28 protein-coding genes are annotated in these 25,244 nt (G+C 65.0%); 17 read left to right on the top strand and 11 right to left on the bottom strand.

Going from position 1 to position 25,244, the window contains the following annotated elements:
• Nucleotides 1-69: 69 nt before the first annotated feature.
• The gene (locus tag ACSQ9E_RS15840; RefSeq protein WP_436218422.1) at nt 70-1,761 is read right to left on the bottom strand and encodes a response regulator; all 1,692 of its coding nucleotides are present in this window, start codon (nt 1,759-1,761) and stop codon (nt 70-72) included.
• Complete coding sequence (locus ACSQ9E_RS15835; protein ID WP_436218421.1) at nt 1,758-3,287, bottom strand: ATPase domain-containing protein; 1,530 nt, start codon at nt 3,285-3,287, stop codon at nt 1,758-1,760. The genes ACSQ9E_RS15840 and ACSQ9E_RS15835 overlap by 4 nt, the downstream gene beginning before the upstream one ends.
• 323 nt (nt 3,288-3,610) lie before the next feature.
• On the opposite strand from ACSQ9E_RS15835, the gene ACSQ9E_RS15830 reads away from it, so the two are divergent.
• The gene (locus ACSQ9E_RS15830) at nt 3,611-3,925 is read left to right on the top strand and encodes a hypothetical protein (protein ID WP_436218420.1); all 315 of its coding nucleotides are present in this window, start codon (nt 3,611-3,613) and stop codon (nt 3,923-3,925) included.
• Nucleotides 3,926-4,039: 114 nt separating this feature from the next.
• On the opposite strand, the gene ACSQ9E_RS15825 is transcribed toward ACSQ9E_RS15830, so the two are convergent.
• Nucleotides 4,040-4,255: a hypothetical protein gene (locus ACSQ9E_RS15825; protein WP_436218419.1), complete on the bottom strand. Its 216-nt coding sequence runs from the start codon at nt 4,253-4,255 to the stop codon at nt 4,040-4,042.
• Nucleotides 4,256-4,398: 143 nt separating this feature from the next.
• A complete protein-coding gene (locus tag ACSQ9E_RS15820) occupies nt 4,399-4,704 on the bottom strand; it encodes a hypothetical protein (RefSeq protein WP_436218418.1) in 306 nt (101 codons plus the stop codon).
• Nucleotides 4,705-4,924: 220 nt separating this feature from the next.
• Between ACSQ9E_RS15820 and ACSQ9E_RS15815 the strand changes: the two genes are divergently transcribed.
• Nucleotides 4,925-5,134, top strand: a complete 210-nt coding sequence (locus tag ACSQ9E_RS15815; RefSeq protein WP_436218417.1) for a hypothetical protein — start codon at nt 4,925-4,927, stop codon at nt 5,132-5,134.
• A gap of 62 nt (nt 5,135-5,196) precedes the next feature.
• Here ACSQ9E_RS15815 and ACSQ9E_RS15810 read toward each other — a convergent pair whose 3' ends face one another.
• On the bottom strand, nt 5,197-5,571 hold the full coding sequence (locus tag ACSQ9E_RS15810) for a MerR family transcriptional regulator (protein ID WP_057268092.1): 375 nt from the start codon (nt 5,569-5,571) through the stop codon (nt 5,197-5,199).
• 65 nt (nt 5,572-5,636) lie between these two features.
• On the opposite strand from ACSQ9E_RS15810, the gene ACSQ9E_RS15805 reads away from it, so the two are divergent.
• The 4 genes from ACSQ9E_RS15805 to ACSQ9E_RS15790 all read left to right on the top strand — a co-directional run bounded on the left by ACSQ9E_RS15805 (nt 5,637) and on the right by ACSQ9E_RS15790 (nt 7,387).
• Nucleotides 5,637-6,098 carry an SRPBCC family protein gene (locus ACSQ9E_RS15805; RefSeq protein WP_436218416.1) on the top strand — a complete coding sequence of 154 codons (462 nt, stop codon included), beginning with the start codon at nt 5,637-5,639 and terminating at the stop codon, nt 6,096-6,098.
• A 107-nt stretch (nt 6,099-6,205) separates the two neighbouring features.
• A complete protein-coding gene (locus tag ACSQ9E_RS15800) occupies nt 6,206-6,505 on the top strand; it encodes a hypothetical protein (protein WP_162261402.1) in 300 nt (99 codons plus the stop codon).
• Between the two features lie 250 nt (nt 6,506-6,755).
• Complete coding sequence (locus tag ACSQ9E_RS15795) at nt 6,756-7,169, top strand: hypothetical protein (protein ID WP_082604190.1); 414 nt, start codon at nt 6,756-6,758, stop codon at nt 7,167-7,169.
• Nucleotides 7,170-7,177: 8 nt separating this feature from the next.
• Nucleotides 7,178-7,387, top strand: a complete 210-nt coding sequence (locus ACSQ9E_RS15790; RefSeq protein WP_082604191.1) for a hypothetical protein — start codon at nt 7,178-7,180, stop codon at nt 7,385-7,387.
• Between the two features lie 850 nt (nt 7,388-8,237).
• Here ACSQ9E_RS15790 and ACSQ9E_RS15785 read toward each other — a convergent pair.
• The 3 genes from ACSQ9E_RS15785 to ACSQ9E_RS15775 form a co-directional block, all read right to left on the bottom strand.
• Nucleotides 8,238-9,332: an acyltransferase family protein gene (locus tag ACSQ9E_RS15785; RefSeq protein WP_436218415.1), complete on the bottom strand. Its 1,095-nt coding sequence runs from the start codon at nt 9,330-9,332 to the stop codon at nt 8,238-8,240.
• A 262-nt stretch (nt 9,333-9,594) separates the two neighbouring features.
• Nucleotides 9,595-10,755 (bottom strand): hypothetical protein, encoded by a 1,161-nt coding sequence (locus ACSQ9E_RS15780; RefSeq protein ID WP_436218414.1) that lies wholly within the window; start codon nt 10,753-10,755, stop codon nt 9,595-9,597.
• Between the two features lie 353 nt (nt 10,756-11,108).
• Complete coding sequence (locus ACSQ9E_RS15775) at nt 11,109-11,729, bottom strand: hypothetical protein (RefSeq protein ID WP_436218413.1); 621 nt, start codon at nt 11,727-11,729, stop codon at nt 11,109-11,111.
• 155 nt (nt 11,730-11,884) lie between these two features.
• Here ACSQ9E_RS15775 and ACSQ9E_RS15770 point away from each other — a divergent pair, with 155 nt between their 5' ends.
• Both ACSQ9E_RS15770 and ACSQ9E_RS15765 read left to right on the top strand, forming a co-directional pair.
• Complete coding sequence (locus ACSQ9E_RS15770) at nt 11,885-12,913, top strand: AAA family ATPase (RefSeq protein WP_436218412.1); 1,029 nt, start codon at nt 11,885-11,887, stop codon at nt 12,911-12,913.
• A gap of 27 nt (nt 12,914-12,940) precedes the next feature.
• Nucleotides 12,941-15,469 (top strand): S8 family peptidase, encoded by a 2,529-nt coding sequence (locus tag ACSQ9E_RS15765; protein ID WP_436218411.1) that lies wholly within the window; start codon nt 12,941-12,943, stop codon nt 15,467-15,469.
• A gap of 278 nt (nt 15,470-15,747) precedes the next feature.
• Here ACSQ9E_RS15765 and ACSQ9E_RS15760 read toward each other — a convergent pair whose 3' ends face one another.
• Nucleotides 15,748-16,221: a winged helix-turn-helix transcriptional regulator gene (locus tag ACSQ9E_RS15760; protein ID WP_436218410.1), complete on the bottom strand. Its 474-nt coding sequence runs from the start codon at nt 16,219-16,221 to the stop codon at nt 15,748-15,750.
• A 198-nt stretch (nt 16,222-16,419) separates the two neighbouring features.
• Here ACSQ9E_RS15760 and ACSQ9E_RS15755 point away from each other — a divergent pair, with 198 nt between their 5' ends.
• The 7 genes from ACSQ9E_RS15755 (at nt 16,420) to ACSQ9E_RS15725 (ending at nt 22,079) form a co-directional block, all read left to right on the top strand.
• The gene (locus ACSQ9E_RS15755; protein WP_436218409.1) at nt 16,420-17,175 is read left to right on the top strand and encodes an SDR family NAD(P)-dependent oxidoreductase; all 756 of its coding nucleotides are present in this window, start codon (nt 16,420-16,422) and stop codon (nt 17,173-17,175) included.
• Complete coding sequence (locus ACSQ9E_RS15750) at nt 17,175-17,807, top strand: 2-hydroxychromene-2-carboxylate isomerase (RefSeq protein WP_436218408.1); 633 nt, start codon at nt 17,175-17,177, stop codon at nt 17,805-17,807. Before ACSQ9E_RS15755 ends, ACSQ9E_RS15750 begins: the two co-directional genes overlap by 1 nt.
• A 123-nt stretch (nt 17,808-17,930) precedes the next feature.
• A complete protein-coding gene (locus tag ACSQ9E_RS15745) occupies nt 17,931-18,665 on the top strand; it encodes a YoaK family protein (protein ID WP_057202836.1) in 735 nt (244 codons plus the stop codon).
• A gap of 77 nt (nt 18,666-18,742) precedes the next feature.
• The gene (locus ACSQ9E_RS15740) at nt 18,743-19,804 is read left to right on the top strand and encodes a hypothetical protein (RefSeq protein WP_436218407.1); all 1,062 of its coding nucleotides are present in this window, start codon (nt 18,743-18,745) and stop codon (nt 19,802-19,804) included.
• Nucleotides 19,805-19,966: 162 nt separating this feature from the next.
• The gene (locus ACSQ9E_RS15735) at nt 19,967-20,578 is read left to right on the top strand and encodes a LemA family protein (RefSeq protein WP_436218406.1); all 612 of its coding nucleotides are present in this window, start codon (nt 19,967-19,969) and stop codon (nt 20,576-20,578) included.
• 11 nt (nt 20,579-20,589) lie between these two features.
• Nucleotides 20,590-21,540, top strand: a complete 951-nt coding sequence (locus ACSQ9E_RS15730; protein WP_436218405.1) for a TPM domain-containing protein — start codon at nt 20,590-20,592, stop codon at nt 21,538-21,540.
• 2 nt (nt 21,541-21,542) lie between these two features.
• Nucleotides 21,543-22,079 carry a TPM domain-containing protein gene (locus tag ACSQ9E_RS15725; RefSeq protein WP_436218404.1) on the top strand — a complete coding sequence of 179 codons (537 nt, stop codon included), beginning with the start codon at nt 21,543-21,545 and terminating at the stop codon, nt 22,077-22,079.
• Between the two features lie 530 nt (nt 22,080-22,609).
• Here ACSQ9E_RS15725 and ACSQ9E_RS15720 read toward each other — a convergent pair.
• Nucleotides 22,610-23,653, bottom strand: a complete 1,044-nt coding sequence (locus ACSQ9E_RS15720) for a phosphotransferase (RefSeq protein ID WP_436218403.1) — start codon at nt 23,651-23,653, stop codon at nt 22,610-22,612.
• 57 nt (nt 23,654-23,710) lie between these two features.
• Nucleotides 23,711-23,875 carry a hypothetical protein gene (locus ACSQ9E_RS15715; protein ID WP_157412524.1) on the bottom strand — a complete coding sequence of 55 codons (165 nt, stop codon included), beginning with the start codon at nt 23,873-23,875 and terminating at the stop codon, nt 23,711-23,713.
• Between the two features lie 41 nt (nt 23,876-23,916).
• Here ACSQ9E_RS15715 and ACSQ9E_RS15710 point away from each other — a divergent pair, with 41 nt between their 5' ends.
• Both ACSQ9E_RS15710 and ACSQ9E_RS15705 read left to right on the top strand, forming a co-directional pair.
• Nucleotides 23,917-24,354, top strand: coding sequence for a hypothetical protein (locus ACSQ9E_RS15710; RefSeq protein ID WP_436218402.1), 438 nt, complete (start codon nt 23,917-23,919; stop codon nt 24,352-24,354).
• 4 nt (nt 24,355-24,358) lie between these two features.
• Complete coding sequence (locus ACSQ9E_RS15705; protein WP_436218401.1) at nt 24,359-25,234, top strand: alpha/beta fold hydrolase; 876 nt, start codon at nt 24,359-24,361, stop codon at nt 25,232-25,234.
• Nucleotides 25,235-25,244 lie beyond the last annotated feature (10 nt).

Genomic DNA, 25,244 nt, shown 5'->3' with positions numbered 1-25,244 from the left:
ACAACGCGCATGATGCCCTGGATTTCAGGCCATGCATGTCAGAAGTTTCCTATAAAAACGGCCCGGCGCTCAGCCCTGCGCCCGCGCGCGCGCCAGCTCGTTGCCCACAGCCGCGTTCAGCGTCTCCAGGTCGAAAGGCTTCTTGAGCACCGATTGCACGCCCACGAGTTTTTCGACCTCGGCCATGTCGGCGTAGCCCGTGGCCATCAGCACCGGGATGCCGGGGTAGATCTGCCGTGCGGCGGTGATGAACTCGGCGCCGTTCATGCCGGGCATGAGGTAGTCGGCCATCAGCAGGTCGGGCATGCGCCGGCGCAGCTCGCGCAGGCCGCTCTCGCCGTCGCTGGCTTCGCGCACGCTGTAGCTGAGCAGTCGCAACCCTTCGGCGATGCCCTGCCTCACGGCGTCGTCGTCTTCCACCACCAGCACTTCGGTGCGGGCCTTGGCATGCCCAGTGCCGTTGCGGTCGGCGGCTGCGCTGCTGCCGTCGCCGTCGCCCGAGGCGTCGTGGGCCTGTGCGAAGCGCAGCGTGAGGGTGGTGCCCTCGCCCTCGGTGCTGTGCATCTCCACGCTGCCGCCGGACTGGTTGGCAAAGCCGTAGACCTGGCTGAGCCCCAGGCCCGTGCCTTCGCCGTCGCCCTTGGTGGTGAAGAAGGGGTCGAACACCTTGGCCTGCAGGGCCTCGGGTATGCCGCAGCCGGTGTCCTGCACGCTGATGTGCACCTGGCGGCTGCCATCTGCCGCGCAGGGCAGGGCGGTGCGGATGGTCAGGGTGCCACCGTCTGGCATGGCATCGCGTGAGTTGACGGCCATGTTCAGCAGGGCCATCTCCAACTGGGCGCCGTCGAGCAGGGCCCACGCTTGGCCGTCGCAGATGTCGATGCGGACCTGCACCTTGGAGCCCACAGACACCTCGATCAGCTCGCGCAGGTTGAGCACCATGGCGTTCACGTCGTGCAGCCTGGGCAGCAGGCTTTGCGCGCGCGCAAACGACAGCAGCTGGGCGGTGAGGCGTGCGCCGCGGTCCACCGAGTCCTTGGCGCGGCGCGCGTAGTCGGCCAGGCGCTTTTCGGTGGCCAGGCGCATGATGAACTGCAGGTTCAGGCTGACCGCGTGCAGCAGGTTGTTGAAGTCGTGCGCAATGCCGCCGGTGAGCCGGCCAATGGCCTCGAGCTTCTGGCCCTGCACCACCTTGGACTGCATGCGCTCGCGGTCGGCGATCTCGCGCATCAGCCGGTCGTTGGCGTTCGCCAGGTCGCTGGTGCGCGCGGCGATGCGGCTTTCGAGCCCGGCGTTGAGCCGCTCCACCGTCTGTTTCGCGGTCTCCAGGTCGGACAGGTGCCGCCGCGTGGCGTACTGCCGATTGCGCGCCCGCAGTGCCGAGCGCACCGCGCTCACCAGCGTCTCGGGGTTGACCGGGCGCTCCAGAATGACCAGGTTACCGAGCTCGTGCAGTGAGGCGGTGGCGCGCAGTGACCGGCGGCTGGCCTGGCGAGTGGCCAGCACGACAAACGGAAAATCCGACCACGCGGGCTGGCGCGCCAGGTACTGGCGCAGCGATTCACCCAGGCCGCCCGCCAGCACTTCCTCGGTGAGAATGGCGGCGGCGGCTGCGACCTCCAGCTCGGCCAACAGCGCGGCCGCGTCGGGGCAGACCACGCATTGCACACCATCGCCGCACACCACCGATGCGATGACCTTGGCGTCGCGCCCGTGGGGCGCCAGAATGAGGACACGGCTCTCCATGCGGTGCCCGGTCATGCGCGCGAATGCGCGTTGTCGCTGTCGCCCAGCAGGGGCTGGCGGCCCGTGTACTGCGCAGCGCCGACCAGGATGCCGTGGAAGTCGGACAGGGGCTTGCCGATCTCGACCCCGTTGGCGCCCAGGCGGAACTCGCGGATGGTGGTCTGGTGCGCCGTGGTGCGGCTCTTGATGACCGAGATGGCCTTGAGCACCTCGCCGCGCGCCTCAAAGAAGCGGTACTGCACCATGGCATCGCTCAGGTAGCTCAGGTCGATGTCGGAGCGCATCTCGCCCACGGTGCCGTGCAGCGACAGGATGATGAGCGTGACCACGCCCTTGAGGTTCAGGTACGACAGCAGCTCGTGCATCTGCAGCAGCAGGTACTGCCCGCCGGGCATGGCCTGCATGTAGGAGTTGAGGCTGTCGAGCACCACCATCTTCACCCCGTCGACTTCGACCGCATTGCGCACGGCCTGGGCGAACTGGCCTGGTGATACCTCGGCCGGGTCGAAAGAGCGGATCAGCAGCTGGCCCGATGCGATGAAGGGGTCGATGTCGAGCCCCAGGGCCAGCGAGCGCTGGCGCAGCGAGTTGAGGCCTTCGTCGAAGAGGTAGAAGGCCACCTTGTCGCCGCGCCGCATGGCGGCCACCGCGCAGCTGGTGGCGGTGGTGGTCTTGCCCACGCCGGCCGGGCCGGCCAGCAGCAGGTTGCTGCCGGGCGACAGGCCGCCGCCCAGCATTTCATCGAAGGCCGCCGTGCCGGTGGGGATGGGCGCGTCGTCGAAGCTGCCGCCATGCTCGCCCGCCGAAAGGCGCGGAAAGACCACCAGGCCCCCGCGGTCCAGATCGAAATCGTGGTCGCCGCTGCGGAATTTGACCCCGCGCAGCTTGACCACGCGCAGCTGGCGCTTGTCGGGCCCGTAGGTGTTGGCGTTCTGGTTCAAATGCACCACGCCATGCGCAATGCTGTGCAGTTGCTGGTCGCCTTCGCCCGAGGTCTTGTCGTCGAGCATGAGCACGGTGCAGCCCATCTGCGCAAAAAAGCGCTTCAGAGCGAGTATCTGGCGCCGGTAGCGCAGGGGGCTCTGGGCCAGCAGGCGCAGCTCGGACAGGCTGTCGAATGCCACGCGCTGGGGCTTGAGCTCACCCACCAGCTTCATCACCTCGCGGGTGGTCTCGCCCAGCTCGAACTCGGAGGGGTGCAATATGGTCTGCTCGGCGTCTTCGCTCAGCCCTTCGTCACTCACCAGGTCGAAGACCTTGATGCCGTCGAGCGACCAGCCGTGGGACTGGGCGACCTGCTCCAGCTCTTCCGAGGTTTCGGAAAGGGTGACGTACAGCCCCCGCTCGCCCTTCTCGCGCCCCTCGATCAGGAACTGCAGCGCCAGCGTGGTCTTGCCGGTGCCCGGGCTGCCTTCGACCAGGTAGAGGTGCCGCGTGGGCAGGCCGCCGGCCAGCACGTCGTCGAGCCCGGCAATGCCGGTGCGTGCGATGCCTTGCGTGGCGGGTGCGGTTGCGATAGGGGTGCTGAGGGTGCTTGTCAAATGGATCCTTTCTGTGGCCCGCCCCCGCTGGGGGTGGGGCCCGTGCAGCGCATGCATCCCTGTGGGACAAGGCCAGTCGCGGTAAGGAGCGGCCCGTTGCGCAGACGTATCCAATTTTGAATGGGCGGTGTCGAAACGAAAGTCAGCCCACTTCGGCAGACCAAGGAAGGGCGGGTCCTACAGGGCCCCCCTGCGCTGCGGTTGTAGCGCGCACAGGGTGGACGCGGGTAACAGCGGTGTTCATGAACGGTTGGCCAGGGGGTTTTCCTACAGAGGCCCCTCGGCGCTGCCAAGAAACTGGTTGCACCGTTTCAAGTTGACCGATGATCTACCGCTTTCACATTGCACCCATCGACGCGCCCGATGCCTCGTCCCCGGGCGAGAGGCCGCCGGGCCCCGGCGAACTGCTGCAGGCATACACCCGCCTGAGCGATGCGCTGGGGCAGTTTCTTCAATCCGTGCCGCGCATGGGCATGTCACTCACCGCCGCCGAGCACGGCGAGCAGGGGCTGGAGATCTGGCTGGACAGCCAGCTCGACGCCCAGAGCGTTCACAACCTCGTGGCATCGTTTCTGCGGGACATGAACCGTGCCACGCCGGGCTTGCAGCTTGCCCTGCGGCAGCGTGTGGCACAGTGAGCCAGTGGTCCGTTGCACCATGCGTGCGTTGCAGTTCGTTGCAAACACTGCAGCCACATGGGGTGTACAGGCAGCCGGAGGTGGGGGAAGTGCGGGGCCGGCGCAGGCTGCTGGCTACCCTGTGCGGCGCTGTCTTTGCGCCAGGAATATCCGGCCATACGGCGTGACCGAGTCGACGACGACATGCGGCTCGGGGCTGGCACATGCGACCACCTTGCCCTCGACCAGATTCGCCTGCGCGAGGGCTTTGTAGGCCTCGATGTCGGATCGTTCAACAAGCCGCAGGGGCATGCATTCCAGGGTCAGCCTTCGCAGAAAGATCAGGTCCATGCGGTGTCAGGGTGCGCGCAGCAATGCGCCAGAGTGTCTACTCCCTCCAGGGTAAGCGCGTTGGCCGGTTTGGCAAGTGCCTGCATGTAAGGTGCCGTTACACCAGGCAGGCGTTGGTCAGCACCACCGCCATGCCGCCGCCGCTACCCCAACCGCACCTCAAACCGGCTGCCATCGCGCACGCCCAGCCCCCGGTAGCCCGCCAGGCGCGCCACAGAGAGTGCCCGCACCCAGCGCTGCAGGGCCACCAGGTCGTGGGCCGACACATCCTCGGGCTCCACGCGCTCCAGGGCGTCGATGGTGTGCATGGTGGCGGCAATGTCGTCGGGGCTGCCGAACTGGTGCTCCAGGGCCACGGCAAAGCGCACCTCTGCAGCAGTGCGTTCGGCCTGCGCAAGGCCGGGGTAGTCGCACAGGGCGACGGTGTAGGTGGCGTCCAGAACATCCATGGTCAATCTTCAAAATACTGTATGAATTTACAGTATTTCTGCGGCGCGCGGGCAGAAGATTGGTGCGGCCGGGCCAAATAGTGACTGTGCTGGCGGGGCTGCTATGGATTTGCGAGCGCGGGTCGCTCAGGCGGGCGTTGGAGCCCATGCCCCTCGTGCCGCGCGCGCCCCTGGCATCCCTCGGAGCGAGGAGAATGGTGCTTTAGACAATGAGGTCCCTGTGAGCCCAACCCATCCCCATGCCGAACTCATTGCCTGTTTCAAAAGGGCGCAGGCAGATGCTGCGCGCAAGTTCGGGCTCATCCAGGCGGCTGCGAAGAAAGGGCCTGGCGCTATTCAAGCGGCTGCAGACACCGCAGCCAAGGCCGCGAAGCGCCGGGATTCGTACGCGCAGAAGCTCAAAGCCCTGGGGGTGGACCTGCAGGATTGAGTGGGGCACGGGCTGGCTCGACCCGCTGAAACGACAACGCCAGAGGCGTTTTGTGAGCCACGCTAGTGCTTTGGCAGCCCGTACCGCGCGGCACGGTCTTGCAGGCGCTGCTGTTCGCGCAGCAGCACCTTGCTCACCTTGCGCAGGTTGGCGATCTGGGCCTCGATCGCCGTGCGCTTGTCGGCCATCAGGCGGGCGCCCTTGGCGCAGTCGATGCTTTTGGCGCGCATGGCATCGAGCACCTGGCGAATCTCCTGCAGTGAGAAGCCCAGCGACTGCAGTTGCTGCAGCAGGGCCGCGTCCCTGGCGGCCGACTCGGGGTAGTCGCGGTAGTTGTTCTGGCCGCGTTGCACGCCGACGAGCAGCCCCTCGCGTTCATAAAAGCGCAGCGCGTGGCGGCCCAGGCCGGTGCGGCTTTCCAGCTCCGATATGCGCATCGAATTTCCCTTGACTGTAGACCTTGCTCTACAGATTAGCATGGCTTTTTTGAAGAGGGCACACCATGCATTTGCTGGTCGAAAAGACGGTCTCCATCCATCGGCCTGTGCAGGCGGTGTTTGGCTACATATCGAACATGGAGCAGTTTGGCGAGTGGTTCCCGGGCGTCATCGCGATCGAATCGCTCGGCGCGCTTGCCCACGGGCAGCCGGGCAAGGAGTACCTTGAAACCGTGGTCGTGCCGCTCAGGGGGCGCCGGCAGGTCACTCTGCAGGTGCGCGAAGCCCGGGCCCCCGGGTTCTTTGCCACCGAGGGGCGGTTGCTGCCGCTGCTGCCGCGCATGGAGATCTCGCTGCATGCCACGGCGCCGCAGTCCTGCGAACTCACCTGGCGCATGTTCAGCCGAAGCCGCAGCCTTGCCGTCCGCTGCCTGCTGCTCCCGCTGGCCAGGCGGGTCATGCGGCAACGGGCGGGCCGGGGCCTGGCGGCTTTGAAGGTGCGCATGGAGGGGGGTACCGGTACCTGAACACGGGTGGAACCCGTGCGCTGCGTATTTCGGTAACTTCCGGGCAGTCGGATCGAATTCAGTGGTACGGCGGGGCCGGGGTGAATCGGACACCCATATCGGCGCTTGTGGACATCTCCAGTTCGCTGACGATGGGCACTTTTCCGCTTCGCTCAGTCGCCTTCTTGGGTGATCGAGGGCATGGGCGTGAGCAGCTAGACTTTCGTTGTCGGCCAAAAGCGGTGCGGCACATCGTCGGTGGCGACGCCGTCTTCATGAAAAGGATCTTCAAGGCCATCGGCCAACTGGGCAGCAAGGCCGACGCCGCTGTGCTGGCCAGCCGGTTCGATGCCGCCGCCGAAGATCGACCGGATGTGCTGCAAGCGTTTGAGGCGGCGCTGGCGCGTTGGGAAAAGAAGAAGGTGTGATGCCCGGATCGAGAAGGACGGCTTTGGGCCCAGATCGGTCTATCACCTTGCCATGTGGATCGGCCATTTGCAGTTGTTCGGTTAAAGCCCCGTCCCGCAAGGCAAACACGGCCAATGTCGAACACTTCGCATCTCAAGGGGCATCGCTCCGCTGAAGCCCAGTTTGAAAATCGCGAGCGGGACTTTGGGGCGTGATGGAGGATAATTGGGCTCTTATAACTGTGGCTTATGGAATCACGAGGAAAAAAACGTGCTGTTAACTGATATCGCCGTCGAGCACACGCTGGCGTCTAAAAATGGAGGACCTCGTGAGACGCTTTTTTTGCATCCCTTTACGAATACTCAACGGGATTCTCTGGGTAAATTCGAGATCGTACGTAGCGTCCGTAAGCTTGGGGATAAAGAAGTGAAGTGCTCAACATTCGTTTCGTTTCAGCATTTGGCGGAGTTATATGCAAAAGGGGTGCTCGAAGAATTCGGGTTTTCCGTTCGCATGTGTGCTGCAGGTGGCAAGCACCCCGGTACGAATCCCGTAAAAAAAATACTCCCGACCAGTATCAAACCTGGCTCACCGTTCGACCTGGCAGTTCAAGGCATCGATATTTCAAAACCAGCTACCCGCGAATTGAGAACAGCGTTGCTTCGCACTGACGTCAAGCTTTAAGGGCACCTGTGAATCAATCTGTTGCCAATTTCGAAATCATCGCCACTTTCAAACGGGCGCAGGCAGATGCTGCTCACAAGTCCGGATTGATCAAAGCCGCTGCAAAAAAGGGGCCAAAGGCCATCCAAGCAGCCGTTGACGCAGCTGCAAAGGCAGCAAAACGCCGGGACGCATACGCAAAGAAGCTGGATGCCTTGGGCGTGAGTCTCAAGGACTGAGAGGCTGAGAATCTTTCGTCCAGGCCCGCCTTGCACGCCAAAAAACCCCGGCTCGTCGAAAGCAAATGCTCGCCTTAGAGCGGCTAACAAAACTCAGCGAAGCGGTTCTGGCTAGGCGGTGCGTCGCAGGCAGTACGAGTAGTACGACAAGACGCAGCAACGACGTCAGAAGAGTTTTGTTAGCCGCTCTTAGCCCGAGCTATGGCTGTGCTTTGCGCCTAGGAGCGTGCGCGGCATAAGGCGTCGAAGCGAAACGTCCGAAAACCGAGGATCGCTGGGTAGTACCGACAAGCCCAGGGTGGCCCCCTGGGCGCCGGAAGTAATACCCGGCGAGACCGGTTTGTCGGGCGTTGCAGCCGATGCTCCTTCTGCCGCGCACGCTCCTAGATCCGAGGCGTCTTGGCGCGCCCCTCGGAGACGGCCAAAAAATTCCCAGCCTCTGAGGCGCCATCCGCGGATTTCCGGGACCAGCCGCTGGTCGCAACGGTCGTCGGGCTCGCGCTGCGGTCCGCTGAAAGGCGGGGGAGCCGCTGTTCGCCACCGGCAGTACCTGGCCGATTTTGCTCTTTCGAGATTCATGGCACCCTGTCGTGGCGACGTCCGTCAACACGGGACGGCGCCGTAGCACCTTCGATAGGAGCACGCCATGGAGCATGATTAATCGACTGTCGCATCCCGGACGATCATATGGCCGCTTGTGGAACAGATCGGCTCACAAAACTCTTCTGGCGTCATTGCAGCGTCATTGCAGCGTCATTGCAGCGTCTTTGCAGCGTCTTGTCGTACTGCTCGTACTGCCTGCGACGCAGCGCCTGGCCAGAACCGCTTCGCTGAGTTTTGCTTGCTGCTCTTAGGCCAAGGTGCCGGCGGGCACGCGAGTGGTGACCGTGCTCCGAAAGCGTTTGCCAAACTCGATCATGGGTTGCTCCACGGTGTAATACAGCCCGATGCTCAGCAGCAGGGTGGCAACAATGACGGCGAGGTGGGCATCTGCACCGGTCCACTGCAGATTGACATAGACCACAACCATTACCTTTGCGTGGACCAGGTACAGCGAGTAGGAGATCTTGCCGATGTAGCGCACCAGCGCGTCCTGAACAGGCGGCAGCTTGAGAAATAGGATGAACACGCCGGCCAAGCCCACTGCGGCGAGTGGTTGCGGCGCAAAGCCAACGAACCCCTGCCACGGTGACCACAGCACGATAAGCAGCAGCGTTGCAGGCCACAGGATGCCGCTGGGGATGCGCCGGAGCACCCGCTCGTACCGGTAGATCACCGTGCCCAGCACGAAGAAGTACAGATAGCCCACGATGTTGGACTTGATCAGCGCGAGCTGCAGCGCAGGTGAGAACTCCACGCCCACGCTACGTGCTTGGCCAAGGTACAGGAAATCCAGCGCTCCGGCGTTGGCCGCCTTGATCCAGCCGATGGACAGCAGCGTGGAGAGGGCCAGCACACCGAGCCAGAAATGCCGCCAGCGCAGTCGGTGTGCCACCACAGCCAAGATGCCCACGATGCCATACCAAAAAAGCTCTACCGTGAGTGTCCAGCCTACATGCACACGATCCAAAAACAGGCTGCTCATTACGGACAGCTGCTGCAGGTTCAGCAGGTTCAATAGGAAATGAGGGTATTCGTTGAGCATCAACTGGCGGAACTCCGGCACCAACGCCATCTCGATGAGCACGATGCCCCCCAGGGCGACCCAGTACACCGGGAAGATGCGAAAGAACCGTGCTTTGGCATAGTCGCCCAGGCTGTTGCGCTCGGCGCTCTGGATGATGAGGTAGCCCGAGATCAGGAAGAACAGCTGCACGCCAATACCACCGCCGTGCCGACCGAACAGCGGCACCGGAATGCCGGAGTAAATCGAGAAGTGGTGCAGGGCGACCGAAAGGATGGCGCAGGCCCGCAGGACGTCGATGTTGTTGTCGTGTTGTACCAATTGGAGTGCTCTTCAATACGTGAAGAATTCCTGCTTTAAGGAAGTGGCTTCTTCGAGCCAACGAGGTGTGCGAACGTCCGGCTGTAGCAGGCTGTGGCCATGATCGCTGTGGACCGGTGGGGAGCGAAGCGCAAGCAGCTCTGTGGAAAGCGCAGGTGCAGCCACAGCGTCCGCCGGCGGGCACCTGCCGGGCAGAGTGCGCCGGCCGGCAGCCGGCCAGCGCACGCCGGGCTGGCCCCCGCCGTGCCTTATCCCAGGCGCCTCAGTTGGGCGACTTCAAATAGCAAACCTTCGCCTGGATGGACTCGTCCGTGTCCTGCTCCACACTGGCGATGGTCGGGTAGTCCTTGACGGGGTCGGGCTGGTTGAACGTCTTGCGCGGCAGCAGGCACAGGTACGGGCCCTTGCGCGCCCACACCACACGTTTGGTGCCCGTGCTGCTGGTCTGCGTGCCCCAGAAGGCGGTGAGAGCGCCGCGGGTTTCCTGGCGGTCGAACGCGACGCTTACCGCCGGCCGGCCGGTCAACGCCTCGCTGCCGGGGCTGCAGAACAGGCCCCACCTGGTGACCGAGCCCTGGGTAGCGATGGCACGCAAATCTCCTTCACGCACAATGTTCAGATACTCGCGCGTGCTGACGTCGAAGCCCGAGGAGCAATACTCGGAAGCCCAGGCGCCCTCGGGCGCGGCCTGGGGCAGGCCGGTGCAGGTGACCTGCACAGAGCGCACGTCGCTGCTGGCGCCCACCGTGCCGCTGGCGTTGGCCACGCTGCAGGTCTGGCCGGCCGGCTGCGTCTGCACCTGCACCGCGTAGGCGGCGCCGCTGGCGACCGGCGTGTTGAAGAAAAAGCGCCCATCGGCCTTGACGGTCAGGTTGTCGCCCTGGTTGTTCTGCAGCACCAACGGGCTGCGCGGCACCAAGCCCGTGACCACGCCGCTCAGGTTGCGGGTGCCAGCGGGCAGGCTCGCGCAGCTCACGGACACGTCGGTCATGTTGGCCTCGTTCACCACCTGCCTTGGCTGCGCCACGCTGCAGCGCTGGCCCTCGGGGTGCGAGGCAATGGTGACGACTGCAATGCTGAACCTCTCGAAGCGGCGCCCCATCACGAAGCTGCCGTTGGCGGCAACGGTCAGGTCGTCTGCGCCCTGCACCTGCAGTACCAGGTTGCCCCCCTCGCCCAGGCCTGCGACGGTACCTCCCACGGTGTAGCCGGTGATGGGCGGCGTGACGGGCGGCGGGGTCACCGGCTGCGCATCGCCATCACCGCCACCGCCACCGCATGCCACCAACAGCAACAGCGGCAGTGCCGCCAGCGCCAGGCGGGCCGCAGGTGCGCGGCCACTGAGGGGGTGCTGTTGCCGCTGCCGAGGGGCGCGCGAAGGGCTGGGCAATTGGGGCGGGGTGGTGGTAGTCGTCACTGGCATGGTCGAAACCCTCTCGGCTCAAATGATAAAAAAGACAGCCCGCCTGTACAGCGCGCGCAGCAGTGCGGCGGTGCAGTGGGGTCCGCACGCAAGGGTGGGACTGCACCGATTTTTGTCGAAGAGCGGTGATTCGTCGGTGCCGGGTGTCACAAAGAAGGTGCGCACACCCATTTGGGCGAGGCCGGGCGATGGGTGGGGCAGGCCCGTGCGGCGGCCGCGGTGGGAAAGATCTTCGGGCGACTTTTTTCGGGGCCGCCCCTGCGGTGCCCTGCGGCGGTCACGGCGGCTGCGCCATGTGCGCGATGCGAAACAGGCGCGGGCGCAACGGGCGCGTGTCGGTGTGGTGCCTGCGGCTACGCAGGGATGCCGTTGTTCACGAGGTAGCCCCCGGTGAAGCGCGGGTCGTCGGTCACCTCGCAGGTGGCGAAGTCCGGCCCCGGGAACGCGACCAGCTGTTCTGGGGTGTCGAACTCGGCCTCGGCCAGCAGCAGCCCCGCGAGTTCGCCCAGGAACTCGTCGACGACCACGAACACGCCGTCCACCGGCGCGAGCCGGTGCCGCAGCTTTCTGATGCGGCGCCCCGGCAGGGAGGTGGCGAGCACGGCAAATTCTTCCTCGGGCAGATAGATGGAGGTGATCAGCCGGGTGTGGATGTCCACGTCCCCCTTGCGCGTAAGCCGCAGCATGGGGGCACCACCGCCGACCGGGCGCGCCTCCCGCAACCGCAGCCGCGCGCCGGTCACATAGAGGTCGGTGATCGCCTCCGTGCGGTGAATGCGCTCGCGCGGCACCTCGCTGCACAGCCAGCGCCGTTCGCGTTCGATGGCCATGTAGTGTTGCTTGGGGAAGCCCAGGCGTTCTGCGGTCTCCTGGTCGATGCGGTTCACCTGCTTGCGCTCCTCATGGCGCCCCGTGTGGTGGGGCGGGTGCCAGCGTAACCCAAAGGGGTCACCACGCACTTGCGTCTTTCGCAAGACTTGGACATGAAGTTCGGCACTGTGGACACTGGGCCAGACGCCGCGAGCAGGGACCACCACCACGCCTGGGAGTTCTGACAAAAATCAGCCGCCGACTTAAAAGCCACGTCACATGCACGACAAAGCCCCCACATGTCGGGTTTACCAATGTCGTGGGCGCCAAGCCTGATAATGTTGAGCAAATGGCAAATGGTGATCAACTCAAAGCTCTCTTCCGCTCCTATGCGGAGGGAGACGAGCGCCATTTCTACAGCGTAGCGATGCAAATGGCGGCCCACGAGGCCAAGCATGGCCACGGCAAGCTAGCCGAGGAGCTGCGCGAGCTGATCGACGCAGCGAAAGGACGGCGCAACGCTGCCGGCGGTGAAGCGGCCATTCCCCTGGCGCGCCCCAAAGGCGAGCTGTCGTCGCTGCTGAGCGTGTCTTACCCAGCCATGCGCTTGTCGGACATGGTGCTTGCGCCGACCGTTCTGGATGGCCTCAAGCAGGTACTCAAGGAACAACGGCACCTTAGCAAGCTACGCAGCCATGGGCTGCAGCCACGGCGCAAGTTGCTGCTGGTGGGGCCATCCGGCACGGGCAAGACAATGACGGCGGCCGCTCTGGCGGGTGAACTCGGAATTCCATTGTTTGTTGTCCGGCTCGACGCGCTCATCACCAAGTTCATGGGCGAATCGGCTGCCAAGCTGCGGCAGGTATTCGATGCTGCAGCGACGACCAGGGGCGTCTACTTCTTTGATGAGTTCGATGCCATTGGCAGCCAGCGGGGACTGGCCAACGACGTCGGAGAAATCCGCCGTATCCTCAATAGCTTCCTGCTGATGATCGAGCAGGACGAGTCCAGCAGCGTCATCGTTGCAGCAACCAACCATGTAGACATTCTGGACGAAGCCCTTTTCAGGCGCTTTGACGATCTCGTCGAGTACCACTTCCCCTCTGCCGACGAGGTCCGGGCACTGCTGCGCATGCGGTTGGGCAGCTTCCTCAAGTCCCCCAAATCCATCACAAGCCTGGCGACCGAGGCCGAGGGACTGAGCCACGCTGAAATCACACGCGCCGTCGGCGATGCGGTCAAGGAGGCCGTCATGCACGACCAGGACAGCATCCCTCTCGATTCCGTGAAGCTGTTACTGCAGCAGCGCCAAGCGGTTCGGCGCCGTTCTCCGGCTTCCCGCGCATAAACCCAGGCCCGAGCACGCATTCGAGGTATGGCGACTCAACATCCGCAGCATCGCCAGCACCTGCTCCCGCAGAACACAAGTACTGCACAAAGCTATACCGCCAAGCCCCAAGCGCGGGACCCTGAGCCGGGGACACCTGCCAAAGTGCGCCAACAGCATGGTGATCACCTGCGCGCCCAACTGGCAGCAGTGGCCATCGTTCAACAGCAGCGTGCAGCACAGCTGCATGACGCCAACGTGCAGAGCGCTATCGGTATTCAGGTCGAATTCGAAAGCGAGGAAGGGATTGAACTCGCAGCCGCCAGCCTCGCAAGGGACAATCAGGGCATCGAGTTGATGAACGTGCGAAAGCGCGATGACCAGATTCTGGCCACCGTTTTCGTGCCCGAAGGCAAGCTCACGTATTTCGAAAAGCTGATCACCAAGTACGTTGGATACAAGACCGATAAGAACGGAGATCCGCTGGATCACCAAAACCTGATCGACGCCATCAAAACCCTGCGTGTGGCGACTTTTGAATCCCTCTGGACCGATGCACCTGAGGCACTGCCCACAGACGATGCGCAAGCGATCTGGTGGGAGACATGGCTGCCGCTGGGCCGGAATATTCAGCGGACCGTCGAGGACTTTCAGACCGTTGTGCTGCAGGCCGGGCTGCAGGTCAGCGAACGGGTGCTGCACTTTCCTGAGCGGATTGTTGCCCAGATCCACAGCAGCAAAGCGCAGTTGCTGCAGTCGCCACTGGTACTCAACATGATTGCCGAGCTGCGCCGGGCGAAGACCACTGCTGCGTTCTTCGACGGCCTCCCTTTGGATGAACAGGTCCAGTGGCAAGACGATCTTCAGGCCCGCCTGCTGCCCCAGCCCACCGGCAATGCCTACGTCACGTTGCTCGACACCGGTGTCAACCATGGCCACCCGCTGTTGACGCCCTTTGTGGCCAACGTCGACCGCCATTCGATAGAGCCGGACTGGGGTACGGACGACGCCAACGGCCATGGCACCGAATTGGCGGGTCTCGCCCTCATGGGGGACCTCACCCATGCGCTTGCGGACAATGCCCTACTGCCGGTCCCCCATCGTCTGGAGTCGGTGAAGATCCTGCGCTGGCCTGGCGACAATGAGGGTGAGTCTTATGGCGCTATCACGGCAGAAGCCGTGGCACGCGTCGAGATCACGGACGTCGATCGCCGGCGGGTTTTTGCGATGGCCGTTTCGTCTACCGACGCCCTGGACCGCGGCCGGCCATCGTCTTGGTCGGCCGAAGTGGACCGCCTGGCATGCGACTACGACGCGCGGGGTGCATCACCGCGGCTTTTCGTACTGAGCGCGGGCAACACTATCGATAGCAATGCCTGGGCAGCCCATCCCGACAGTCTGGCGACCAATTCGATACACGACCCGGGACAGGCCTGGAACGCATTAACAGTCGGTGCCTGCACCGAACTCAGCACGATCACGGAAGACAACGCACAGCAGTATGCGGCTGTCGCTGCTCCGGGCAACCTGAGTCCCTACACCACGACATCTGCGACCTGGCAGAACGACTGGCCGCTCAAGCCCGACATCGTGATGGAAGGCGGCAACACAGCAATCGAACCGACGGGTTTTGCCTGCTCTATGGGCAGTCTGTCGCTGCTGACGACAGGGCATCAGCCTCATGAACGCCTGTTCACGTTGAGCTGGGCCACCAGTGCTGCGACGGCATTGGCGGCCGGCATGTGCGCCCGGATCGCTGCGGCCTATCCGGGCTTCTGGCCGGAAACTGTGCGCGGTTTGATGGTGCATTCAGCGCGATGGACCCCGCCCATGCTCGACACCTACACGCCCGGTGGAGTGCGGACCAGGCACACTTTGCGAAACCTTTTGCGCCACTGCGGCTACGGCGTACCCAGCCTGGATCGGGCGTTGTACAGCGCAAGCAACTCACTGACGATGATCGTGCAGGACGATCTTCAGCCGTACGTCAAAACCAGCAAAGGAGTGAAGACCCGAGAGATGCATCTGCATGATCTCCCGTGGCCAGCCGACATGCTGATGGCGTTGGGCAACACGCAGGTCACCTTGCGTGTGACCCTGTCATATTTCATCGAGCCCAATCCAGGCGAACGCGGTGGCATCGACAAATATGCCTACCAGTCGCACGCGTTGCGCTTTGCGGTGCGCCGTCCGCTCGAAAGCGAAACAGCGTTCAGGCAGCGCATTAACGCACAGGCCACAGCAGCCGTGGAGGGTTTGCCAGACACCACAGCCAGCGGGGACGCAGGCTGGACTGTCGGCGAGAAGCTGCGTGCGCGCGGATCCTTGCTGTCTGACAGCTGGACGGGTACCGCAGTCAATTTGGCCAACCGCGGTCAACTTGCCGTGTTCCCTGCGATGGGCTGGTGGCGCAACCGCCCCTCTCACCAACGATTCAACCGCTCGGCCCGCTATAGCTTGTTGATTTCGATCGAGGCACCAACGGTCGAGCAGGATCTTTACGTGCAGATCTCCCAGCAAATCGAGGCAGCCGCAGTAGTGCCGGTCGTGGTTCAGGTCCCGGGAGCGGCCGCCTAAGGCGAGACCCCAAGTCGGTTGTGGGCTGAGGCTGTGTGAAAACGCGCGTTAGGCCCTCGGCTTGACAGCCCATTCAGAAATCGACCGCACAGATCGCGACGCAAAGTCGATACTCATCCGCAGCAACTTGCTTGTGTCCGTCGATGCCGATTGGGGTGTCCAGTTCCCATCGTTCTCACTGATACGCAGCACTGACCGCGCGCGCTTTCTGCATCCCTGTGTGCCGCACGCCCCCGCGCCAGCGAAGCCAGTGCCAGCGAAGCAGGCATTTGCTCTTGTCAGCGCTGCGTGTGGCCCGTGTCCTGCGCGCCGGGCCCGGCCTCTACCGTGACCTCGCGCGCAGACAGCGCGGCCCTGCACTCCGAGCATACGGTCACCGGATCGAACAGGTGCCCGCACCCCGTGTGCCGATGCAGCAGGGGGCGCCCTTCCTTGCCCGCCATGTGGATGTCGCCCCAGTGCACGATGGCCATCAGCACCGGGTGAAGGTCCAGGCCCTTGGGCGTGAGGCGGTAGTCGTAGCGCGCGGGCGTTTGCTGGTAGGCCACTTTTTTCAGGACCTTGGCCTCGACCAGCTTGTGCAGCCGGTCCACCAGCATGGGCCGTGATATGGCCAGCCGCTCCTGAAACTCCTCGAAGCGCTTCACCCCGAGAAAGCACTCGCGCAGCACGAGCAGCGTCCAGCGGTCGCCGATCACCGAGACGGTTCGCGCCACCGAGCAGGGCTCGGCCTCCAGTTCTGTCCACTTCATGTCGGGCATTCTACGGTTGACGGGTTCAGTTTTCAAACGTACTATTTTTGTGAGTTCAAAAAATAAACGGACAAGGAGACCCGATGCACATCACAGATTCCGATCCCCTGGCCTGCACGTGCCATGCGCGCGCCGCGATCCCGGCCACCACCGCTGCAACCAAGCTGCGCCAACACCCATCCGCCAAGGAGGTATGCCATGGGCAATGAACCCCAAGCCGTCGTCGCGAGGAACAAGACGGTCGCCGTGATCGGCGCGGGCGACTACATCGGCGCGGCCATCGTGCGCCGCTTTGCCGCCGGCGGCTACACCGTGGTGGCCGGCCGGCGCAATGGCGACAAGCTGGCGCCGCTGGTGGAGGAGATTGCGGCCCAGGGAGGCCAGTGCATCGGCAGGTCGCTGGATGCCCGCAAGGAAGAAGACGTCACCGCCTTCCTGGCCGAGGCCGAACAGATTGCGCCGCTGGCGGTGTGCGTCTTCAACGTGGGCGCGAACGTGAACTACCCGCTGGTCGACACCACCGAGCGGGTGTTCCGCAAGGTGTGGGAGATGGCCTGCTACGCAGGCTTTCTGAGCACGCGCGAGGCGGCGCGCCTCATGCTCCCGCGCAAGGAGGGGTGCATCTTGCTGACCGGTGCCACCGCCGGCTTGCGCGGCGGGCCGGGGTATGCCGCGTTCGCCGCCGCGAAGTTTGGCCTGCGCGCGGTGGCGCAAAGCGCTGCGCGTGAACTGGGGCCTGCCAACATCCACGTGGCCCACCTCGTGATCGATGCCGGCGTGGACACCGAGTGGGTGCGCGCCCGGCGCAAGGAGCGCGATGGCACCGATACCTTCGAGCCCGACCAGCTCATGCGGCCCGAGTCCATCGCCCAGACCTACTGGGACCTGCACCTGCAGCCGCGCGATGCCTGGACCCATGAGATGGACCTGCGTCCGTTTGGGGAGAAGTGGTGATGGTGGCTGTCCAACCCGAGTTCCTTTTCGATTTTGGCAGCCCCAATGCCTACCTGTGCCACAAGGTGCTGCCCGCCATCGAGCAGCGCACCGGCACGCGGTTCGTGTACGTCCCCGTGCTGCTGGGCGGGCTTTTCAAGCTCACCAACAACCGCTCCCCCGCAGAGGCGTTCGCCCACATTCCCCACAAGCTGGCCTACGACCGGCTGGAGATGGAGCGGTTCAGGGCGCGGCATGGGCTGCAGGCGTATCGGCACAACCCGCACTTCCCGGTGAACACCCTGAAGATCATGCGCGGCGCGTGCGCGGCGCAGCAGCTGGGCGTGCTGCCCGCCTACGTGGAGGCGGTGTATGCGGCGATGTGGGAGCACGGGCGCAACATGGCCGACGACGCCGAGATTGCACAGGTGCTCGGCGCCGCGCACCTGGACGTGGCGGCCCTGCTGGCCGCCTCGCAAGACCCGGCCGTCAAGGCGCAACTGATGGCCAACACCCAGCGCGCCTGCGATGCCGGCGCCTTTGGGTCGCCCAGCTTTCTGTTCGGCGATGCGCTCTTCTTCGGCAAGGACCGGCTGCCGGATGTCGAGGAAGAGATTGTTGCCCGCCAGCAGGGCAGGGGGCCCGCCCCCTGAGGCCCCGCAGGCGCTGAATGCCTGAGTGATTCAGTGCCAGCCAGCCCGCCCGATTGCTCCTGCCCCGGAGGTGTTCCAATCGAATACCGCCAAGCATGGTTTTCCGCAAAAGGACAGGAGCTGATGCCGACCAACTACGCCCGATTTCTGGTGGGCAGCCACCGCACGGCTGCGTCCAACCGCCAGCTGGGCTGGTTCCTGGCCTTTGTGGCCGGGGCCATCAATGCCGGGGGCTTTCTGGCGGTGCAGCAGTACACCTCGCACGTCACCGGAATGGTGTCGGCGGTGGCCGACAACCTGGCGCTGGGCCAGCTCGGGCTGGTGGTGGATGGCATCGTGGCCGTGCTGTCGTTTCTGCTCGGTGCGATGTGCTGCGCCATTCTGGTCAACTTTGCCCGGCGCAAGGCGATGGCGAGCGAGTACGCCCTTCCCTTGTTGCTGGAGTCGGTGCTCATCCTCTGCTTCGGCCTGCTCGGGGCCCGCCTGGCGTCGTTCGAGGGGCTGCTGCTGCCCTTCACGGTGGTGCTGCTGTGCTTCATCATGGGCCTGCAGAACGCGGTGGTGACCAAGCTGTCGGGCGCCGTGATCCGCACCACGCACATGACCGGCATCGTGACCGACCTGGGCATCGAGCTGGGCAAGCTGCTGTACTGGAACGCCGACCGCAGCGCCGCAAACCCGGTGCGTGCCGACCGCGACCGCATGAAGGTGCTGGGCGGGCTGTTCCTGGCATTTCTGCTGGGCGGCATATCGGGTGCCTTCGGGTTCAAGGCGTTCGGCTACGGCTTCACGATCCCGGTCGCGGTGCTGCTGGCCGTTGTTTCGCTGGTGCCGGCGTGGGATGACTTCAGGCGGTGATGGAGACTTCACGCGCAACCCGCGCACACTGCGACCGCAGATAATGCCGAACCATCGCTACTGCACGGAGAGCCTCGATGAGCTATGTGGTCCATATCTGGGAGCACCCCCAACCCACCAGCCTGGCGGCGGCGGAGAAGTTGCACCAGTACCTTGGTGACCGGGCTTCGCCCCGGTCTGCAAAGTGGCAGCAGTTGCGCGACGAGATCGAGGCGCGCATGGTGGCGCAGGGCACGCCCAGGGAGTGGATCGAGTTTCCCATCGATCCCGAGCATCAGGAGCGCAGTTACGGCCTGGAGTTTGATGGCCCCGAGAATTACCAGGAGGTGGTGGTGCAAAGCGCTACCGGGCTCGGGTTCAGTGTCTACGACGACCAGGCGGCGCGGCTGTACCTGCCGTTTGGCCATGTGCTGACCTTCGAGGGCCTCTCGCGCTTCGATCGGGGCGATGGTGCCATCCCACCGCCACGCCTGGGCGTGGAAGACCGCGACGCGGTGATGGCGCGGTGCGAGGCCGCGTGGCGGCCACGCCTGGAGGCACTGGGATTCAGTTTCCATCGCGGCGAGCCTTTTCGCTCTGAAATCCCGCTGGTGGCCGAGCGCGTGGTGCTGGTCGGCAAGCAGACCATCGCCATCAACTTCTCGACCTTCGAAGAACGCTTGTCGTTCGAGGTGATCGCAGCCATCGTGCCGGACCTGCCCGCAGCCGTGCTCGAGGCCAGCGGCGGCATCCAGCGGATGCAGGTGCGGGGCCGCGAGTACCGCGGCATCGCCGCATTCATGGTCGACCATGGGCGGGGGGCGGAGTGGATGAGCATGGGCGGCACCCTGCGCAATGCCGAGTACGTGGACCGGCTGGTTCCAGCGCTGTTCGAATACCTCGGTGACGAGATTTTGCCCATGCTGGATGCATGCACCACAGCCGGCGACGTACTGCGCGCTGCCACCCGCCCCGACGAGGGGCCCGGCGAGCTGCTGCCCAGCAGGCTGCCCCTGGCCCTGGCCTGGGTGGAAGGGGACAGCGCGTTCCAACACTTCTACGCACAGTACGACAAGGCGCTTTCGCACTGGGACAAGGATTGGGCGCGCGAGGTCTGCGACGCGCTGCGCGCCTTGCCGCGCGGTGCGGCCACGGCTTGAGGCAGGTACTTGAGGAGTTTCTCACGCCTCAGTGGCGGGCGGAGCCCGTGCCGACGTTGGCTGCCGCAGGGCTCGGAATAGCCCCGCTCCTACACGTCGCCGCGTGAGAATGGCCTATGTTCGATTCGCCGCCGGGCGCTGTCTTGCCCACGGCCTACGAACATGATCCAACGCCTCACCGCCATCCTCCTCGCCTTTGCTGCCGCCCTCGCACTCACGGGCTGCGGCTACAACGATTTTCAGCGCCTGGACGAACAGTCCAAGGCCGCGTGGAGCGAGGTACTCAACCAGTACCAGCGCCGCGCAGAGCTGGTGCCCAACATCGTGGCCAGCGTGAAGGGCGAGGCCAATTTCGAGCAGGAGACGCTGACCCGCGTGGTGCAGGCGCGCGCCCAGGCCACCGCGATACAGGTGACACCCGAGACCCTCAACGACCCCGAGGCCATGCGCAAGTTCCAGGCGGCGCAGGGCGAGCTGTCGAGTGCGCTGTCGCGCTTGATCGCGGTGTCCGAGCGCTACCCTACCTTGCAGGCGAACCAGGGCTTTCGCGACCTGCGTGTGACGCTGGAGGGCACCGAGAACCGCATCGCCGTGGCGCGCAACCGCTACATCGACACCGTGCAGCAGTACAACACCCTGGCGCGCAGCTTTCCCACCAACATCACGGCCAAGGTGTTCAGCTACGCCCCCAAGCCGCCGATGGCCGTGCCCAACGAGGCCCAGATCTCGACCCCGCCCACGGTGGACTTCTCCACCACCCCCAAGAAGCCGTGAGCTGCGGGCCCATGCCGCACGCCAAGCCCTTCTGGCGTCGCCTTGCCGTCGCCGCCACGCTGCTGGGGGCGCTCTGCGCCGGGGCCCAGTCGCCAGTACAGCCCGTGCCGGCCCTCACCGGTCATGTGGTGGATGGCACAGGCACGCTCAGCCCCGCGCAGCACCAGGCCCTCGAAGCGCAACTGGCCGCGCTAGAGACCGGCCAGGGCAGCCAGGTGGTGTTGCTGATGGTGCCCACCACCGCGCCCGAGGACATTGCCGCCTACGCCAACCGCGTGGCCAACCAGTGGAAGATAGGGCGCCGCGATGTGGGCGACGGCGTGCTGGTGCTGGTCGCCAAGGACGACCGCAAGATGCGCATCGAAGTGGCCAAGGCGCTCGAAGGCGCCATCCCCGACATCGCGGCTGCGCGCATCATCGACGGCACCCTGCAGCCGCGCTTTCGCGCCGGTGACTTTGCCGGCGGGCTGCAGGCTGCGGCCACGCAACTGGGCGCACTCATTGCGCGCGAGCCGCTGCCCGAACCGTCCGCTTCACCGTCGCAGCAGGCGCCAGGCAAAGGCCTCGGTTCAGGGTTTGGCTGGGGCGAGGCCGCCATCATGCTGGTGATGGGCGTGCTGGTCGGAGGGCCGATTGCGCGCTCGATGTTCGGCAGCGCATTCGGCTCGGTCGTCACGGGAGGTGCGGCGGGCGTGGGCGCCTTTGTGCTCACGTCCAGCGCGATGCTGGCGGGGCTGGCCGGTGTGGCGGGTCTGCTGTTCACGCTGCTGGCCGGCGCAGGCCGGCGCACCACCATGCGCCAGGGCGGCTCTGGCGGCCCCTGGGGCGGTGGGCTTGGAGGCCTTGGAGGTCTTGGCGGTGGCGGCTTCGGAGGTGGCGGCTCGCGCGGTGGATCGGGCGGCGGCTTCAGCTCGGGCGGCGGTGGCAACTTCGGCGGGGGCGGTGCCTCCGGGGGGTGGTGAGCATGGCCGTGGATCTGTCCTTGTCCCGGTCCTTGCGCGCGCTGCGGCGCCTGGCCGCGCACCGCTGGCAGGAGGGCGATGTGCGCCGAGCCCTGCCCGATGAGGCTCTGGCCCGGCTGTCGGCGCGCGTGGCGGCCAGCGAGCAGCTGCACACCGGGCAGATCCGCATCTGCGCCGAAGGCGCGCTGCCCTGGAGCTACCTGCACCGCGACGCCACGGCCCGCGAACGCGCCCTCATGCTGTTCAGCAAGCTGCGCGTATGGGACACCGAACACAACAACGGCGTGCTGATCTACCTGCTGGTGCCCGAGCACGCCATCGAGATCGTCGCCGACCGTGGCCTGGCCCGCAGCGTGGCGCCGGGCGAATGGCAGGCGCTGGTGTCCCAACTGGCGGTGCACCTGCGCGAAGGCCGCTACGAAGAAGGCCTGGCGCAGGCGGTGGACGCGGTGTCGGCCAGGCAGGCGGCGCATTTCCCCAGGCTGGGCACAGGCACCGCTTACGCCAACGAGTTGCCTGATGCGCCGGTGGTTCGGTGAGTGATCATTTGATTGGTCGGCGCCTGCGCGCCTGGGTGCTGGGGCGGGAGGGTAGGGCGCTGGCCGGGGATTCTCTACCCACGGGATGTCGCTGCGATCACGCGCGGGGATGGCACGGTGGTGGAGCCGTTGGGTTGGTGGCAGATGGGTTTGTGTATGCGTGCGGAAGTCTGCCTCGTGCTGCAGTCTTGCTGCTTCCTGGCCATGATGGCTCCGTGCTCTTCTGCACTCAAGTACTCGTATTCGCTTGTCATACAGCGCTTCTCCACAAGTCAGGGGAGTGTTGCGCTTGGAGCTTGAGACCGCCCAGCGCCAGCACTATCGCATCAAGAGTTTGATGCCCGGAGACGTGCAGCTGGCATTTGCAGGCAAACCGATTGTGATCGGCTGATACCGTAGAGTGGCTGCTTTCCCAAACGCCGACAGCGGCTCCCGGCCTGTAGTTGCCACTGCAGCAGTGGCTGCTTCAACCCCAACTCAGCAACGCCCTTCGCCATTGGGCCCGCCGATTGATTCAGTCATTCAGTCACTCACTCCAGCAAATCCAGGCAGCCCAAATCTTCCACCGCATGCGCCACCCGGGTGAGCTGGGGCCACCAGACGAAGGCCGACATGCCCCGCGCAAACCTCGCCATTGGTGTGCGCAGGTGCAGCAGCACCGCCAGGCGATAGTCCTGCTGAAACGCCTCACGCGAATAGCCCGCCACCCCGTGGGCGGTGAGCATTGCGTGGTAGCGGTCCAGCAGCGGCATTTCAAAGCGCTGGCGCACGGCGCGGTCCCACTGCAGGGCCATCATGTAGGCCAGGTCCCAGACACCGGTGCCCACATGCCAGCCATCCCAGTCGATGAGCTTCGCGACCCCTGCTGCGCTGTCGCGGGGAACCATCCAGTTCCAGACGTGGGCATCGCCGTGGACCAGGGTCTTGTGCTGGAATTGGTTGGCCCGCTCGATGAGCGCTGGCAGCCCGGGCAGGAACTGCGCGTAGGTATCCCGCGTGCGCTCATCCAGCGCATCGCCGGCCTGCGCAAACAGGCGCTCGCAGGCGCCTGGCAGCCATTCCGATGCCTGAAGCCGGCTCCAGAGCGTGGGGCCCATGCCAGGCACGGTGCCCTGATCGCCACCGGTCCAGCCAATGGCATGGAACCGCGCCAGCGCTTCGACAATGAGGGTGCAGCGTTCGAACGTGGGCGGCAAGGGCTCGTCGCTGGGCTGCTGGTGCGACTCCGACAGGTCCTCCATCAGCAGCCAGGTGCGGCCCGTGGGTTCATCCACGCCCCCGGCGTAGAACCGGGGAATGACCGGGCTGTTCAAGTGCCTGGCGATGGTCTCGTAGAACGGCAGCTCCGGCTGCCCAAACCCGAGGTGCGACACCTTCAACACGGCCCGTGTCGGAGCGCCTGTGGGGTGGCTCCATGCCAGCGTCACTCCGGTCAGATCGGAAAGATAGCCTGACGCACCGATGGCGCTGGGCACGGCGCTGAGCAGCGATGCACCGCTGGGATCCTGGTGCCGGGCCATGTGCTCCCCCAGCAACGGGGGGGCCAGCAAACGCTCCAAAATCGAACTGTCCAAATTGGCTCCTTGGGGGATCTGCATTTTCAACGGCCGCTGCGGGCCCGACGCCCACGTTCAGCGCTCGGTCGCATTGCCCTTTTTGCCCGTGATGGCAGAGACAACCACCTCGATCACGAGGGCCAGCACGATGACGACACCTGCGGCCTCAGCGTGCCCAGTCACATAGAGCACGAGCGGGACGAGCACACCCGCAAGGGAAAAATAGTGCATGGGTTTCAAGCCTGACCTCCTGGTGTTGTGGCCGCCAGCCCCGGAGGCGGATGGCGACGATTGCCTATGGCGGCCATTGTGCATCGCCGGCCGTCGGGCCCATCGTTCGCTCGGGTGTACACCCGTCGAGCGCGTGGCGCCCTGCGAAGAATGGGGGATGGACACGCGTCAGCCGCTGTGGACCTGGGCAACTGGGCAACGGCACCTCGGTCAACACGGACAAGCCGGTCAACATCGGCGCCGGCTTCACCCAGGTCGCCGTGGGCAGCCGCTACATGGTGGCCCTCAAGGCCGACGGCAGCCTGTGGATGCGGGGCCACGCGCTCTTGAAGAACAAGGTGTTCTACGAGACCTCGCCAGTGCAGATCGGCAGCGGTTTTTCGCAGCTGCTGACGTCCGACACCGCGGCAAAGGCAGGCGGAACGGCCTGGTTCTGGGGCGATTCCAATGCCCGCCTTGCACCCCAAAACACCGGCGTGTCAGAATGAAAGGATGAGCACTTCGACCTCTTCATTTCTCTCCAACGCAGACGGCACCAAGGTCGCGACCTACACCTGGGCCGACATCGCTGGACGCCCCACCGGTGTGGTGCAGATTGCCCACGGACTTGCCGAGCATGGTGAACGCTATGACCGTTTTGCCAGGCAGCTCAATGCCGCGGGGTTTGTGGTCCACGCGGTCGATCATCGTGGACACGGGCGTACCGGCGGTGCTCGGCTGGGCGATTTCGGCAGCGCCGGGTTCAGCGGGCTGATTGCCGATGTGGCCCAGTATGGATCGGCACTGCGTGCGCAGCATGTCGGCCTTCCGGTGTTTCTGTTGGCCCATTCGATGGGTTCGTTTGCAGCGCAAGCGGCGATCCTGGACCACGCATCGACATGGGCCGGTGTCATTCTCTCCGGCTCCACCGCGCTCGACGCGCTTGCCGCTGCAATGGCCAATGCCCCTGCCGATGCGCCGGCGGGGCTGGAGGCATTCAATGCAGCCTTCGAACACCGTACGGGATACGAATGGCTTTCGCGGGACGAGGCGGAGGTTGATGCCTATGTGGCCGACCCCTGGTGCGGGTGGGAGGTGCCGGGCGATGTGATCCCGTCGCTCTTCGCCCCCGCGTCCCGGCTGGCGGACCCGGCGCTGCTGGCGGGCATCCGCAGTGACCTGCCCCTCCTGATTGCCTCTGGCGACGCCGATCCGCTGGCCGGTGGCGGTGCACTCATTGAGCTGCTGGGGCAGCGCTACCGTGATGCGGGGATAGCGGACGTGACCGTCAAGTTGTACCCCGCAGCGCGCCACGAAATCCTCAATGAGACAAATCGCGACGAGGTGACTGCCGATATGGTCGCCTGGCTGCGTGCGCACGCGGCATAGCCTGCACCCG

It is taken from the genome of Acidovorax sp. LjRoot118 (assembly GCF_964253575.1).
In the GTDB taxonomy this organism is placed as follows: domain Bacteria; phylum Pseudomonadota; class Gammaproteobacteria; order Burkholderiales; family Burkholderiaceae_C; genus Acidovorax.
Note: the sequence above shows the minus strand (reverse complement) of the source record. Positions and strands in the feature narration are given on the sequence as shown.